Below are 12,644 nucleotides of genomic sequence, written 5' to 3' on the forward strand. Positions count from 1 at the left end.
AATTAAGTATCGGCTTTTTATTTATACCTTTATGGCTGTTCCAGAGGCGGTTACCATTAGCATTCCACCATTGGGTCCTACAGTTTCATAGTCTAAATCTACACCAACTATAGCATTAGCTCCAAGAGCTTGAGCACGTTCTTGCATTTCTCTTAATGATGTGTCTTTTGCTTCACGTAAAACTTTTTCATACGAACCAGAACGTCCACCAACTATATCTCTAATTCCTGCAAAGAAGTCTTTTAAAATATTAGCTCCAATAATTGTTTCACCAGTAACAATTCCTAAATATTCTTTAGCTGGCTTATTTTCAATAGTATGTGTTGTTGATATAATCATATTTTATTCTGATTTTTTATTTTTTTTCATGGCTTCACCAATTTGATTACTAGCTGTAAAACTAGCTACCATATCATTTAACATTTGACTTCCTGCTTGTGGTGAATTAGGTAATAATATTAAGTTACTGTTAGTTTCCCCACCAATAGACTGTAAAGTATCATAATGTTGCGTTACAACAATTAAAGCTGATGCTTCTTGACTGTTGATACCAACTTTATTTAAAACTTCTACAGACTCTTCTAAACCACGTGCAATTTCACGTCTCTGATCTGCAATACCTTGTCCTTGTAAACGCTTACTTTCAGCTTCAGCTTTTGCTTTTTCTACAATTAAAATACGTTGCGCATCTCCTTCGTATTGTGCAGCTACTTTTTCACGTTCAGCAGCATTAATACGGTTCATAGCTTCTTTTACTTGAGCATCTGGATCAATATCAGTTACTAAAGTTTTGATAATGTCGTAACCATATTCCATCATTGCATCATTTAATTCAGCTTTTACAGCAATTGCAATATCATCTTTCTTTACAAACACGTCATCTAAGCGCATTTTAGGAACTTCTGCACGCACTACATCAAAAACATAAGAAGTTATCTGATCGTGAGGATAATCTAGCTTATAGAATGCTTCATACACCTTATCTCTAATAACTTTATATTGAACAGATACTTTTAACTTTACGAATACATCATCTAAAGTTTTTGTTTCTACAATAACATCTAATTGTTGAATTTTTAAACTCAATTTTCCAGCAATCCTATCAACTAAAGGAATCTTTAAATGTAAACCTGAGTGTCTGATACTGTGAAACTTACCGAATCTTTCTATAATACCAGCGGTTTGCTGTTTTATAATAAAGAAAGAAGAAAGAAAGATTATAATTCCGAAGAATATAACCGGATACATGAAAATAGGCATGATTTTAATTTTTAATAGTTAGTAATTTTTCTTTAAATATATAGCTTATATATGTTATAAGACGCATTTTTTAGAAAATGTTACAACTACATAGAGAGATGAATTATATTTGCTAAAAATCAATTATATGAATCTAATACAAACTCACGCCACAGAAATTTTAATATTACTTTTTTTAACTGTAACTTTTTTACAATCTGGAATTGATAAAGTAAATGATTGGAAAGGTAATGTATCTTTCATTAAAGATCATTTTAAAAATTCACCTTTAAAAAATTCAGTTCCACTTTTATTAGCTATAATTTTAGTGATGGAAATTTTAGCAGGTGCTTTTATGCTTGTTGGTATTTTTAATTTAGCGACAACAGGAGCAAAAGATTTAGCTTTATTAGGAATTGAATTAGCAGCACTGTCTTTAATATTTTTATTAATAGGTCAACGTTTAGCAAAAGATTATGCAGGTGCGATGACTTTAGCAGTTTACTTTATAATTGCAATTTTTGGTGTTTATATTTTAAATAGTTAAAATTTATTATTTTATTTTAATAATAAAAATATCTTATTAAAAAACCTCTTAAAATTTACGTTTTAAGAGGTTTTTATTTTTGGCTAAGGTATTTTATTGTTATTTATATTTACTATTCTTAAATAGTGTTTAAAATAGTTTTTTACTTGTTTTTTATAATATACATCAAAGAAGAATACTCTCCGTTCTTTTTTGCTTTCAAATTAGATTTTAAACCAACAAAAAATGCTTTAACAGCTTTACTTTTTTTGTTTTTGTATTTTTCTGATAATAATGAAACATAAAAAGAATCAAACTTCATAGGAAGTATTTTTTCAACATTCATGTTTATATTAGAAAATATTTTTTGAATAGAGTTTTTAGAAAAATGCCACAGATGTCTTGGAACATCATAAGCTGCCCAAAATTCTTTATAATAATCAGCATCGTAACTTTTGTAATTAGGAACAGCTATTATTAATACACCATTAGGTTTTAATAATTTTTTTAATTGATTCGTGTATTCCACTAAATTTGGAATATGTTCTAAAACATGCCATAAAGTAATTACATCAAAACTAGTATTTTTTATTTCTGTGATTTCTTCATGTAATCTTATTGATTTTTCCTCTGCAATTTTACGAGCTTTATCAGAAGGTTCTACTCCTTTTATCTCCCAATTATTTTCTTTACATACTTTTAAAAAATCTCCAGTACCTGCTCCAATATCTAAAATTGTTTTTGATTCAGTATTGAATGAATTAATTAATTTTAATTTTTTCTTAAGTGTGTAGTTTTTTACTAACTGATATATTTTATCTATAAATCCTTTTTTGCTATCGGTATGTGAAATGTACTCTTCGCTTAAATAGTATGTTTCTAAATTTGATGGAACAGGAGAGGTTACTAACATGTCATATTCTTCATTAAGCATTACCTCGTAACTTTCTTTTGAAACTGTGTAATCAATACAATTTAAAAAAGGTTTTAAATCTTTATACAACTCTTTTTTATTATTCAAGTTTTATATTTTTTTGATATTGTTCCATGTGGAACGTAAGTTTAATTATTTGCAATATTACGTAAAAAGAAAAAACGTTCCACATGGAACGTTTTATTTTTAGTTATATTTTATCTACCCATATAAACTAATAGAACTGATATATCGCTTGGAGATACTCCACTTATTCTACTAGCTTGAGAAATTGATGTAGGTTGTATTTTAGATAATTTTTCTCTTGCTTCAAATGATAAAGATTTTACTTTGCTGTAATCAAAACTAGAAGGTATTGGAACATTTTCTAATCTGTTTAATTTGTCAGCATTATTTTTTTCTTTCTCTATATATCCAGAATATTTCAAATGTATTTCTACTTGCTCTATAATTTCAGAATCGATATTGTTTTCTGTAAAATAATTCTCAAGCTTTGCAATAGATTTAAAATCGTTAATACTTAATTGAGGTCTTGCAGCAATTTTAAAAAGCTTCATTGATTGGTTGATTAAAGTTAAACCTTTGCTTTCTAAAATTGGATTTATTTCTTCTTTCTTTACACTTAAGTTTTCTAAGAAATTAATAACATCTTTAGTTTTTCTTCTCTTCTCTTCTACTCTATCCATTCTCTCTTGAGAAGCTAAACCTAATTGAAATGATTTTTCTGTTAAACGTAAATCAGCATTATCTTGTCTTAAAAGAGTTCTGTATTCTGCTCTTGAAGTAAACATACGATAAGGCTCTTCTGTTCCTTTAGTAATTAAATCGTCAATCAAAACTCCAATATAAGCTTCGCTCCTTTTTAAAATAAATGGTTCTTTGTTTTGAATTTTAAGAGCAGCATTTACTCCAGCCATTAATCCTTGCGCAGCTGCTTCTTCGTATCCTGTTGTTCCGTTTATTTGTCCAGCAAAAAATAAGTTCTCAATTAACTTAGTTTCTAAGTTGTGTTTTAATTGTGTTGGTGGAAAGTAATCGTATTCTATAGCGTAACCATAACGTAAGAATTTTACATTCTCAAAACCTTCAATAGATCGTATAGCTTTATCTTGAATATCTTCAGGTAAAGAAGTTGAAAAACCATTTACATATATTTCAACTGTGTTCCATCCTTCTGGTTCAACGAATATTTGGTGACGCTCTTTTTCTGCAAAACGATTAATTTTATCTTCTACTGATGGACAATAACGAGGTCCTGTAGATTTAATTCTTCCGTTAAACATTGGAGATCGATCAAAACCTTCTCTAAGTAAATCGTGTACTTTAGGATTCGTGTAAGTTAAATAACAAGAACGTTGTTTAGTTAATGTTTTTGTAACTGGTAAGTAAGAGAATTTTTCAGGATTATCATCTCCTGGTTGCTCCGTCATTTTAGAGTAATCTAAAGATCGTCCATCAACTCTTGGAGGTGTTCCAGTTTTCATTCTACCTGATTCAAACCCTTTAGAAACTAAATCTTCTGTTATTCCTGTAGAAGAACCTTCTCCTGCTCTTCCTCCTCCAAATGTTTTATCTCCTATATGAATTAAACCGTTTAAAAAAGTTCCTGCTGTAACAATAACTGTTTTAGCTTTTATGTGTAATCCTAATACGGTTTTTACTCCTACAATTTTATCTTCTTCAAAGATTAAACCGTTTACAGAATCTTGATAGAAATCTAAATTATCAGTTTGCTCAAGCATGGTTCTCCAATACTCTGCAAATTCCATTCTATCAGATTGAGCTCTTGGACTCCACATAGCAGGTCCTTTTGATTTATTTAGCATTTTAAATTGTATAGCTGTCTTATCGGTTACGATAGCACTATAACCTCCTAAAGCATCAATCTCACGAACTATTTGTCCTTTAGCAATTCCACCCATAGCAGGGTTACAACTCATTTGAGCTATGTTTTGCAAGTTCATTGTTATTAGAAGTGTGTGTGCACCCATGTTTGCGCTTGCGGCTGCAGCTTCACTTCCAGCATGTCCTCCTCCTACTACAATTACATCGTATGTTGTATTAAATAAACTCATTTTATATTCAGTTCCACGTGGAACGGTTTTAATTATTTTCTAATTTCTTTAAACAGTCGTTTTCTTTATTTCGCATAATTTCTTTCTCTTCTTCTGTTTTATCCTTGTATTTCATGTAGTGTAAAATACCGTGAATAATTACTCGGTGTAATTCGTTTTCGAAAGAAGTTTTAAATAAGTCAGCGTTTTCTTTTACGCGTTCTATTGAGATAAAAATATCTCCACCAACTAATTTACCAAGTGTGTAGTCGAAACTAATTATATCAGTAAAAGTATCGTGTTGTAAAAACTCAACGTTTATTTTGTGTAAGTAAGAATCGTCACAAAATATATAGTTTACTTCGCCTAATTCAAAGCCTTCTTCTTCTATGCAGCTCTGAATCCATTTAGAAGTTTTTTCTTCGCTTTCTAACTGAAAATTGGTTTCGTAATTAAAGTCAATCATTCTTTATTTATCAGGATAATTAATTTATTAATTAAGTAATAAATCAATTTAATAAATAAAAAGTATTGTTTTAAATACTAAATTGACTCTATTACTTTTCGTTTTTAGGAAGGCTAAAATACTCTTGAACCTTCTTTTTATAATTTTGGCGCAAAGGTAGTGATTGTCTGTTTAATATCTCTGTTTGGTTATAAAACGGCTTTTTGAATTTTAATTCTTTAGTAGAACTATTGTTAAATTCTTGTAAGTTGGTGTTTGATTTTCGTTTCTTATCACGATTTTGTTCAAATGTAGCTTTGTCTAATTTTAGTAATTCATAGTTTAATCGTTGCATTCTATTAATGCTTTGTTGTGTAAAACCTTTTTCTAAAATTTCATTTTCTAACTGCTCCATTTCTTTTAAAGCTTGCTTAGCTTTTCCATTTGAATCGTTACCTTCTTTAATAGCGTTTTCTAATTGTTGTCTTAGTTGAGATTGTTCTTTATATATTTGATATAATTCACCATCTAAGCCTTCGCCTTGTTCTCCTTTTTTACCTTCTTTTTTGCCTTTGTCTCCACCCTTCTTTCCATCTTTTCCATCTTTAGGTTTTCCTTGATTTTTCTTTTTCATACCATTCTTCATCTTTTCCATTAATTCATTTTGTTTTTGAATAATGTCTGGTAAGCTAAAAGATTTGCCTTTCCCCTTTCCTTTTCCACTACCAGGTAATGGATTTTGCATAGCGTCTAAAGCATTACTTAACATGTCTGCTAATGTGTTTGCAGAAGTCATTACATAGCGTTGATTTGATATACCATTTCTAAATTTATTATCTGCAAAGTTTTCTAATGATTGATCTAAGTTATAATGAGCTAATGCAAGTTGATCTTGAACCTTAGAAGATATCTTTGGAGATTTCATTGATAATACAAATAAACTATCATCTATGTGTTCAAAATAAGTTTTAAGCAGATGTTGTTTTTGTAAGTTTTTACCAAAGTTTGGATGAGAAGAATTTGTACTTGAAAAGATATTCATTAGTCTTTCTTGGTCAAAAGAAAATGTAATTAAATTCTCTAATACTTGACGTAAACCTTCCATGTTTTCTTGTTCCATATCGGCGCTCATTTGCTGCATTGAGTCTTGCATTTTTTGACTCATTTGCTTCATCTTTTTAGCTGCCTTTTTTTGGTTTTCTTTTGCTTCTTGTTGTTTACCGTTATCTAATTTTTTATCTGCGTTGTTTAATTCTTTTTGTATTTCTTCAGAAGGTTTTTCTAAAGATGGAAGTTTCATAGGAGCTTTTAATTTGTTGTTATCTTTTTTTAATTCATCAAGATCTTTTTTAATCTTTTGAAACTCCTTATTGATTTTGTTTTGTTCTTCTTTTGTTGCTTCTTTCTTATTAAGCTCTTCTTGTTTTTTTGCTAAATCGTTTATATCGTCAGCAACTTTTTGCATCTTTTGTTCAACATAATAACGTTTGGTCATTTCCAAAATACGCTCTAAACTTTTTTCTTGTTGCTTATTTTGTTCTGCTAATTCTTTTGTTTTTTTAATTAGCTCTTCCTTGTTAAGCTTCTCTGCAAGCTTCTTTAATTCATCTAATAGCTTTTGTTGTTTTTCTAATTTCTTTAGCTCTTCTATTCTCTTTTTTAAGTCTTCTTTTTTCTCTTGAAGTGTTTCGTTTTTTTCTTTTTTCTCAGAGAAATTCTCTTGTAATTTTTGAGCTTGACGTTGCATCATTTCTTTATACTGGTCTTGACGCTTAATTAAATTTTTAATTTTTTTCTGATCGTTCCAGTTAATATTCTTTTTGTTTTGCAGATCGAATTGAATCTTCTCTAATTCTTTTTTACTCTTTTCTTGCTTGCTTAATGAGTTCTCTAAATTCTGAATATAATTACGTTGTTCTTGTAATAATTCGTTTTCAATTTCATTAGATGTTTTCTGTCTATATGAAAACTTTCTACTAACAGCTTTTTTGCTTCCGTTAATAATATCATTGTCAAAAACCTGAAAATACATTTCATAATTAACTCCTTCTTTTAAGTCTAATTTGTTTGGAAACTCAAAAAAGAAAGTCTGAATATTATTCTTGTTTATGTTTATTAAAGTGTTTTTAGAATCGCTAATATTGTTTTTATCATAATACACCAACTCTAATTTTTTAAAGCCGTAGTCGTCTGAAATCTGTCCTACAAATTGAGCATTACCTCTACTAATACTATCTATGTTTGAATTCACATTTATAGTTGGAAATTCATCTTTAGTAACATCAATAGAAAACTGTAATTGTTCGTAATCTTTTAAATTTTTATTAGTAGTTGTTATCTGATAATTGATTGATTCTTTCAATTGTTTATTCAATTGAAAAAGATCAGAATTCTCTTTAGAAAAATTAAAACGTTTTTGATTTAGTAGTAAACTAACTGTATCGGTTTCAGTTGTTTTTACCTTCCATTGAACAATTGTTCCTTGTGGAACATTTATGTTTCCCGTGTTTTCAATCGTCTCATTTTTCTTTTTAGTATAAGCTGGATATTTTAAGTTTAAAGAGATGTTTTGAATAGATGGAGTATTAATAACAGATAAATTAAATGTATTCGATTCAATACCGTTTGCGCTTGTATAAAAATTAATTGCCTCTTGAACTTCTACAAATGTGTAAGAAAAAAGACCGTTACCCTCATTCTCTAAATAGTATTGTTGATTGTTGAAATGGATTTTAGCTTCTTGAGGAATCACCTCCCCTGTTGTTTGAATATATACAGTAATGTCTTTTCCTTTAATTACATTTAAATCTTTAGAAGTTAAATTAAAATAAAAAGGAGCTGGAGGTGTATAAGCAACAGAATGATTTACCATACGATTAAAACTCTGTGAAAGTTTACTTGTAGTTCCAGTTAAAAAAGTAAAACCCCAAATTAAAAGAGGAATTAAAGCGTACTTTAAATACTTTTTATTCTTTTTAAAGTCTATAGCTTTATTAAAAGAAATAGGTTGTAATACACTTGATTTTTGTTCTATACTAGCTAATAATAAATCAGAATTATCGCTATTTTCTTTTAATTGAAGTACGTTTAAAAGTTTGTCTTTAACTTCAGGAAAATGATTTCCGATAATTTTTGAAGCATCTTCAAAAGAAATTCCTTTTTGTAAACCAGTAATTTTAAAAATAGGAAAGCAAATAAAACGGAAAAATAGAAATAGTTCTACAACAATAAATAGCCAAAATAAAATGGTTCTTGCATTAGGTTTAAGCCATAAAAAGTATTCAATGAATAGGGTAAAGAAAAGATATATTAACCCTAAAGAAACAAATAATATGCTTCCTCTTATTAATTCATTCGTGTAGTATTTTTTACTAAATTGTAGTAACTTCTGTTCTATTATATTAAATTTCTCCATATCAACTATAAAAGTACTATTTTTAAAAGTAAATTATTGTTAAAGATATGTGTAAGAAAATATCATTAATAGCTACTAAAGCCTTGAAATAATTATTTTTTAAAAAATTAAATACGTTAAACATGAAAAAACTATCTATTTTACTTTTATTCTTTTCAGTAAATCTTATAGCTCAAAGTCCATGGACGAAAAAGAAAAACGAGGGATATGTACAATTATCTTTTACTACAATTTCTAATTATGATGCATTGTATGGTAACCCAGATTACAGCACTAATCGTAAAATAAATGATAATACTTTACAATTATATGGAGAGTATGGTCTTTCAGATAAAACAACTTTAATAGCTTCTGTACCTTTAAAAATGGTTAAATCTGGTGCTTTAGTACAACCAGTTTCATTTACTACAGAAGAATCAAAAACATCATTAGGAAACATTCAAATTGGAGTTAAGCATAACTTCTATAACAAAAAATGGTTATTAACTGGGCAATTAACAGTTGAAGCTAATACAAGTAGTTTTTCAATTGCTTCTGGTTTAAGAACTGGTTACGATGCTTGGACAGTTACACCATTATTTATTGCAGGTAGAGGATTTGATAGATGGTATATTCAAGCTTCAACAGGATTTGATATTAGAACTAACGATTATAGTAGTACATATAAGTTAGGTGGTGAGATAGGATATAAAGCTATAGATTGGTTATGGGTTGCTGGATTTTTAGATGGTGTAGCTTCTCTCAAAAACGGAGATGTTGCTTTACCACTTCAAAATGTTGCTACTGGATTATACGTAAATGATCAAAGTTTTGCAGCATTTGGATTAAAACTAATAGGAGAAGTTAGCGAAAAAACAGGAGTTAATTTTGGTTTTGGAGGAGCATTTGCTGGAAGAAATGTACCTAAAAAAGCAGCGTTAACTTTCGGATTATATCATAAATTTTAAAAAGTAAGGAAAACCCTTACTTTTTTTATGGCAAAAAAAAACGATGAAACATAAAATTAAAGTAGTTTGCGTTATCAACTAACCAAACTTAAACTTTAATCATGTTAAAAAATATTTCAAAACTAGGTGTTGCTTTAAGTAAAAAGGAACAAAAATTAGTGAACGGAGGATGGAGAAACATTAGATGCTTTACATACAAAGATTGCCCACCATGGGATTCTTTTTGTTTAAATGGTTTCTGCCAATTCAAATAATACAAAGCGAGCTTAGGCTCGCTTTTTTTATGATTATATTAAAACTATCTTTGCGCTTTCAAATTAAAAACAATGACTGATAACGTAAGAGTACGCTTTGCTCCTAGTCCAACAGGACCATTACACATGGGTGGTGTTAGAACCGCATTATTCAATTATTTATTTGCAAAAAAATATAACGGAACTTTTGTTTTACGTATTGAAGATACAGATCAAACTCGTTATGTAGCAAATGCAGAACAATACATCATAGATTCTTTAGAATGGTGTAACATACCATTTGATGAAGGACCAGGGAAAAATGAAAAATTCGGACCATACCGTCAGTCAGAACGAAAAGAATTATATAAGCAATATGCCGATTTATTAATTGAAAAAGGATGGGCATATTATGCATTTGATACAGCTGAAGAGTTAGATGCACACCGTAAAAACCATGAAGAAAATGGTAAAACATTTATCTACAATTGGCATAATCGTGAGAAATTACAAAACTCTTTAGCACTTTCAGAAGAAGAAGTAGCTACTAAAATAGCTGCTGGTGATAAATATGTAGTTCGTTTTAAAACACCACAAGACGAAACATTAATCATGCAAGATGAAATACGTGGGACTATTAAAATCGACACAAATACTTTAGATGATAAAGTATTATTTAAGTCAGATGGAATGCCAACGTATCATTTAGCAAACATTGTTGATGATCATTTAATGGAAATATCACATGTAATTCGTGGTGAAGAATGGTTACCTTCTCTCCCACTTCACATGTTATTATATAAAGCTTTTGGTTGGGATGCACCAAAATTTGCACACTTACCATTAATTTTAAAGCCAGTAGGAAAAGGAAAATTAAGCAAACGTGATGGAGATAAATTAGGTTTCCCAGTATTCCCATTGGAATATACCAACGAAGAATCAGGAGATGTTTCTAGAGGATATAAAGAAGATGGATATTTTAACGATGCATTTATTAATATGCTTGCTTTCTTGGGATGGAACCCTGGTACAGAGCAAGAAATTTTCTCTTTAGAAGAATTAGTAAAAACATTCGATTTAGCAAGAGTTAGTAAATCTGGAGCAAAGTTTAGTCCAGACAAAACAAAATGGTTTAATCAGCAGTATTTACAGCTTAAAACAGATAAAGAATTAACTGATTTATACTTGCCAATTCTTGAAGAAAAGGGAATCAATAGTGATGTAGATTATACAGAGAAAGTAGTTTCTTTAATAAAAGAAAGAGCCATTTTTGTAGCTGATTTTTGGGATTTATCAAGTTTCTTCTTTGAAAATCCTACAGAATATGATGCAAAAGCAGCAAAAAAACAATGGAAAGAAACAACAGGAGCTTTAATGACTGAATTAACAGAAGTTATTTCTAACATTGATGATTTTTCTATAGAAAACTCACAAACTGAAATTAAAGGATGGATTACTTCAAAAGAAATAGGATTTGGTAAAGTAATGCAACCACTTCGTTTGAGTCTAGTTGGTAAGTTAGCAGGACCAGATTTGTTTGAAATCATGACAATGATAGGAAAAGAAACTACCTTAGAACGTATAAAAAATGCAATAGAGAAGTTATCATAAATAAAAAAATCCGGTTTAAAACCGGATTTTTTTATGTGTTTAGTTTTGTATCTAAAACTGATTGTAGTAGCATGAAGCATTTGATTTATTTGGTGAATTACCACCAGACATATTATTCCAATTTAACCTAAATACAACACTTAATGCCCCTTGAATATGAGAGCGCATACTTTCGTAGCTCTCTAATGAATGCTTGTAATATACTTGAGGATTTATCCCTATAGTATCGGTTAACCAATAAATACCACCCGCACCAATATTAAACGTTGGTGTCATTTTTCTATCAGAATCAACTACACTACCTCCAGCGAAAACATAAGGGCTAAAATTCTCAAAAAGTGGATTTAAATTATAGCGTAAAGAAGCATCTAACGAAAAATACTTTGCAGAATTTTCAATTAATCCAATATCATCAATTGTATTAAATGACATCGCTCCGTCTAAAGAAAAACGCTCACCAATAGGCATTGTTAGGCTAATAACAGGTACTTGAAATAAATACTGATCGCCAATAAAAGCAGCATCACTTGAACTAAATTTAGTAACTCCCATACCAATACCAATTTGCCAGGTATCGTTCAAATTTTGGGAAAACAAATTAATAGAACAACAAAGTACGGCTATAAGTAAAATTTTATTCTTCATTAAATAGTAGATTTATTATAATAACTTGGTTAGCGCGAATTTAGTATAAATCTGTTTAAATAGCGTTTACTTTTTTTATAGCGTTAGTAAAATCATCCAAGTCATTATCGTTCAATACTAAGTGCAAAGCTTCATCGCATACTTTTTCAACATTATCTGTTGGAAAATGTAAAGCAATAGCTATTTTTTGCATTAAAATTACCTGATCTTTGTCTACGTGTTCATCGGCAAAAATCATTTTAGTTAATCGATATAAACGTTCAATTCGCTCATCGTAGCTTACAGGAGGATTGACAGGAAATTTTTCAGGACTCTTTAAAATTTCATCATACTCACTTTTATTAATGTGTAATTTTTTAGCAGCTCTATCTAAAAGTTTCTGCTCCCCTTCTGAAATAATTCCATCAGTCTTTGCAATTTTTACAACACTAGCAAAATGACCTTTTTCTTGTTTGTGTTTTCCGCTTGAATATAAATCTGAAATAGCCATATCTAAATTTTTTAAGATTAATAAGTTTTTAATATTTAGAAGCAGGGATTCAAAAAAAGTCACGAGTAACTTTTCTATTAAATTTAAGAAATTTGTCAAAAAAAC

Annotated in this window: 11 protein-coding genes; 3 read left to right on the forward strand and 8 right to left on the reverse strand. The window is 29.3% G+C overall.

Annotation, left to right across the window (positions count from 1 at the left end; all coding sequences use genetic code 11):
• Positions 1 to 21 precede the first annotated feature (21 nt).
• Both MHN29_RS04540 and MHN29_RS04545 read right to left on the reverse strand, forming a co-directional pair.
• The gene (locus tag MHN29_RS04540) at positions 22 to 339 is read right to left on the reverse strand and encodes a heavy metal-binding domain-containing protein (RefSeq protein ID WP_150898059.1); all 318 of its coding nucleotides are present in this window, start codon (positions 337 to 339) and stop codon (positions 22 to 24) included.
• Positions 340 to 342: 3 nt separating this feature from the next.
• Entirely contained in the window at positions 343 to 1,260 is a 918-nt protein-coding gene (locus MHN29_RS04545) for an SPFH domain-containing protein (RefSeq protein ID WP_150898060.1), read from the reverse strand.
• A gap of 127 nt (positions 1,261 to 1,387) precedes the next feature.
• Between MHN29_RS04545 and MHN29_RS04550 the strand changes: the two genes are divergently transcribed.
• Entirely contained in the window at positions 1,388 to 1,786 is a 399-nt protein-coding gene (locus tag MHN29_RS04550) for a DoxX family protein (RefSeq protein WP_235274508.1), read from the forward strand.
• Positions 1,787 to 1,928: 142 nt separating this feature from the next.
• On the opposite strand, the gene MHN29_RS04555 is transcribed toward MHN29_RS04550, so the two are convergent.
• The 4 genes from MHN29_RS04555 to MHN29_RS04570 form a co-directional block, all read right to left on the reverse strand.
• Positions 1,929 to 2,786: a class I SAM-dependent methyltransferase gene (locus MHN29_RS04555; RefSeq protein ID WP_235274507.1), complete on the reverse strand. Its 858-nt coding sequence runs from the start codon at positions 2,784 to 2,786 to the stop codon at positions 1,929 to 1,931.
• Positions 2,787 to 2,896: 110 nt separating this feature from the next.
• The gene (gene mnmG, locus MHN29_RS04560; protein ID WP_235274506.1) at positions 2,897 to 4,774 is read right to left on the reverse strand and encodes a tRNA uridine-5-carboxymethylaminomethyl(34) synthesis enzyme MnmG; all 1,878 of its coding nucleotides are present in this window, start codon (positions 4,772 to 4,774) and stop codon (positions 2,897 to 2,899) included.
• Positions 4,775 to 4,802: 28 nt separating this feature from the next.
• Positions 4,803 to 5,219, reverse strand: coding sequence for an rRNA maturation RNase YbeY (gene ybeY / locus MHN29_RS04565; RefSeq protein WP_235274505.1), 417 nt, complete (start codon positions 5,217 to 5,219; stop codon positions 4,803 to 4,805).
• A 91-nt stretch (positions 5,220 to 5,310) separates the two neighbouring features.
• Positions 5,311 to 8,613, reverse strand: coding sequence for a DUF4175 family protein (locus MHN29_RS04570; RefSeq protein ID WP_235274504.1), 3,303 nt, complete (start codon positions 8,611 to 8,613; stop codon positions 5,311 to 5,313).
• A 122-nt stretch (positions 8,614 to 8,735) separates the two neighbouring features.
• Between MHN29_RS04570 and MHN29_RS04575 the strand changes: the two genes are divergently transcribed.
• Together MHN29_RS04575 and gltX are read left to right on the forward strand one after the other, a co-directional pair.
• Positions 8,736 to 9,560 carry a hypothetical protein gene (locus MHN29_RS04575; RefSeq protein ID WP_235274503.1) on the forward strand — a complete coding sequence of 275 codons (825 nt, stop codon included), beginning with the start codon at positions 8,736 to 8,738 and terminating at the stop codon, positions 9,558 to 9,560.
• Between the two features lie 326 nt (positions 9,561 to 9,886).
• Entirely contained in the window at positions 9,887 to 11,404 is a 1,518-nt protein-coding gene (gltX, locus tag MHN29_RS04580) for a glutamate--tRNA ligase (RefSeq protein WP_235274502.1), read from the forward strand.
• A gap of 51 nt (positions 11,405 to 11,455) precedes the next feature.
• Here the strand turns inward: gltX and MHN29_RS04585 are convergent, their stop codons facing one another.
• Complete coding sequence (locus MHN29_RS04585) at positions 11,456 to 12,049, reverse strand: outer membrane beta-barrel protein (protein ID WP_235274501.1); 594 nt, start codon at positions 12,047 to 12,049, stop codon at positions 11,456 to 11,458.
• Positions 12,050 to 12,104: 55 nt separating this feature from the next.
• Positions 12,105 to 12,539: a TerB family tellurite resistance protein gene (locus tag MHN29_RS04590; RefSeq protein ID WP_235274500.1), complete on the reverse strand. Its 435-nt coding sequence runs from the start codon at positions 12,537 to 12,539 to the stop codon at positions 12,105 to 12,107.
• Positions 12,540 to 12,644: the final 105 nt, after the last annotated feature.

The sequence above is a fragment of the Tenacibaculum sp. Cn5-46 genome (assembly GCF_022347705.1).
GTDB classification, from domain to species: domain Bacteria; phylum Bacteroidota; class Bacteroidia; order Flavobacteriales; family Flavobacteriaceae; genus Polaribacter; species Polaribacter aiptasiae.

Bases quoted from the DNA above. Each gene is read 5' to 3' on its own strand.
- MHN29_RS04570 (WP_235274504.1), bottom strand. From the start codon at position 8,613: ATGGAGAAATTTAATATAATAGAACAGAAGTTACTACAATTTAGTAAA.
- MHN29_RS04575 (WP_235274503.1), top strand. From the start codon at position 8,736: ATGAAAAAACTATCTATTTTACTTTTATTCTTTTCAGTAAATCTTATA.
- MHN29_RS04550 (WP_235274508.1), top strand. From the start codon at position 1,388: ATGAATCTAATACAAACTCACGCCACAGAAATTTTAATATTACTTTTT.
- MHN29_RS04545 (WP_150898060.1), bottom strand. From the start codon at position 1,260: ATGCCTATTTTCATGTATCCGGTTATATTCTTCGGAATTATAATCTTT.
- MHN29_RS04585 (WP_235274501.1), bottom strand. From the start codon at position 12,049: ATGAAGAATAAAATTTTACTTATAGCCGTACTTTGTTGTTCTATTAAT.
- gltX (WP_235274502.1), top strand. From the start codon at position 9,887: ATGACTGATAACGTAAGAGTACGCTTTGCTCCTAGTCCAACAGGACCA.
- ybeY (WP_235274505.1), bottom strand. From the start codon at position 5,219: ATGATTGACTTTAATTACGAAACCAATTTTCAGTTAGAAAGCGAAGAA.
- mnmG (WP_235274506.1), bottom strand. From the start codon at position 4,774: ATGAGTTTATTTAATACAACATACGATGTAATTGTAGTAGGAGGAGGA.
- MHN29_RS04590 (WP_235274500.1), bottom strand. From the start codon at position 12,539: ATGGCTATTTCAGATTTATATTCAAGCGGAAAACACAAACAAGAAAAA.
- MHN29_RS04540 (WP_150898059.1), bottom strand. From the start codon at position 339: ATGATTATATCAACAACACATACTATTGAAAATAAGCCAGCTAAAGAA.